The organism is Corynebacterium sp. MSK071 (assembly GCF_030232125.1).
Classification (GTDB): Bacteria; Actinomycetota; Actinomycetes; order Mycobacteriales; family Mycobacteriaceae; genus Corynebacterium; species Corynebacterium kefirresidentii.
Genome location: NZ_JASPJA010000030.1, coordinates 1 through 2112, shown reverse-complemented (window position 1 = coordinate 2112; position 2112 = coordinate 1). Strand labels below are relative to the sequence as shown.

The window sequence follows — 2112 nt, the reverse complement described above, 5'->3', positions numbered from 1 at the left end:
TCCCCCTGGGGAATCGACGGGGCCAACGCCCCAGACATTCTTGACAATCAAGGCCGTGTCAAAGTCGCTGTCGCCGGCACCTCCGACGACCCCGGGAAAACTACACTCCCACCTGTCGAAGTTCACCTCAACATGAACGGCGACAATATGGAAGTCTCCTCCGACGATGTACGCCGCGGCGTCAACCAAGCCCTCGACGATTATCAACGCCGCATCGAAGCACTCGAACGCGGAGTCAAAATCAACACCTTCACCACCCCAATGGTCGTCTAGCAGGAGGAAAGCACAGTGGACATCCAACTAACCGACTATAAAGGCCACACCTGGCACCTCGCCGGCCACAGGGAAGGAGACGAAGGCGTCACCCTACATAAAATCTCCGGCACCACCGGAAAACTATCCGACCACCCAGTACTAACCACCCAACACTTCCCCACCCACACCTACGATACGGCCACCCCAGAGCCCATCACCCCAACACTGACAGTCAGCATCACCCACACCACCGAACTGACCACTGAAACCACTATCCGCCGCTTCCTCGACGGCCTCGACTTCTACAAACCCGCCCTCCTCACGTTCCATCAACCCCGACAACCCGAACTCCAACTCTTCGTCCACCTCGAGTCCCCCATCGGACTTCCCGAAGAAACCGCCCCCACAGACACCACCACCCTCGAAATACACCTCACCGCTCAAGACGGCCGATACTTCGGCCCAGAACACACCTCCACCGGCATCACCACCATCGAAAACACCGGACAACTCCCCCTCTGGCCCACCATCCACTGGAAAGGCCTCACAGCCCGCATCACCGAAGACAAAAACGGACTCATCATCCTCCCACCAGCACTCGGCGCCACCGGACTCATCTACCACACCAACCCCGACACCGGAGGCCTTATCACCGACACACACGGCTACCCCAACCACAACGCCTGGGCCACACTACGAGGAGTCGCCTGGACACGCCCCATCATGCCCGGCGACGCCACCGCCATCGACTGCCACAAATGCCACATCCACTGGCGCAACGAATACATACAACCATGGTCACAAACAGGAGGAATAGTAAGCAATGCAGGAACATCAAATAGCGCAAATGGTCGCACTTGGGCAACGGCATCGGGACGACCACACGCCATTCGTCTATTTGACTGACAAATACCTCACCCCACAAACCATCATCACCGGCTACACCCAACTCAAAGCAAACGACAAAGTCAACGACGCCGGCACCGTCACCCTCGAAGTACCAGCCGAACACCCCATCGTCGGCCTCCTCATCCCACCACTAGCCTTCGACGGAGACCCCAACTCCACCCTGCGCAAGCTCACCGACATCCAACAATTTCTCGTCGTCGAATACGGCCACACCCGATACACCTGCTTCGTCGACACCATTATCGACCACGCCCAACAATACAACCCCACCGTCGAAATCACCGGCACCTCCATCCACGACATGGCCAACTACCTCGTCATGGAATCCAACCCACTAGCCATCAAGGCCATCCAACCCAAGTACATGGACGTCCGCGCCGGCGACTCCCTCCGAGTCATTAAAACATTCATCCTGATGAACCTACGCCGCCTCTACCAATTCGACCTCCTCCCCGACGCCGACCCCTGGTCCCCCATCGCCTGGCGCGACTACGCCGACTGGCCGATTATGGTCAACCCACTGCACAAATCCACCACCACCGCCTGGACCGTGCTTGCCGCCCGCTTCGACTCACTAGCAGACCTAACAAAAGAAACACTCGACGCGGCCGGACTCCGCCTAACCATCACCCTCTGGATGCCATGGGACAAACAACCATTCCCCACCCACACCCGACTGTGGAAACCCACCTTCATCATCGACATCATCCCACTGACCAACGACTCCTCAGTCGCCGGACACGTCCACGAAGGCGTCAAAAACATCACCCGCAAATGGGACCCCGAAGACAACGTCTCCACCGTCGGACTCGGCGACCGCACCAACCCAGACGGCTACAAACCCTGGATACTTATCCGACCCACCCACATCGACTACGCCACCAGCGACATCACCATCACCCGCTCCAAATACGCAGACGTCACCGTCGGTGGAAAATCCCCCAACGC

At 58.3% G+C, this 2112-nt stretch carries 3 protein-coding genes; all 3 read left to right on the top strand.

Features of this window, described 5'->3' with window-relative positions:
- Positions 1–273, top strand: a 273-nt coding sequence (locus tag QP990_RS12035; protein WP_284799407.1) for a hypothetical protein, incomplete at its 5' end; no start/stop codon positions are given.
- A gap of 15 nt (positions 274–288) precedes the next feature.
- Positions 289–1161: a hypothetical protein gene (locus QP990_RS12030; RefSeq protein ID WP_284799405.1), complete on the top strand. Its 873-nt coding sequence runs from the start codon at positions 289–291 to the stop codon at positions 1159–1161.
- Positions 1154–2112: hypothetical protein (locus QP990_RS12025; RefSeq protein WP_284799403.1), on the top strand; the 959-nt coding region annotated here is incomplete at its 3' end. The genes QP990_RS12030 and QP990_RS12025, both read left to right, overlap by 8 nt.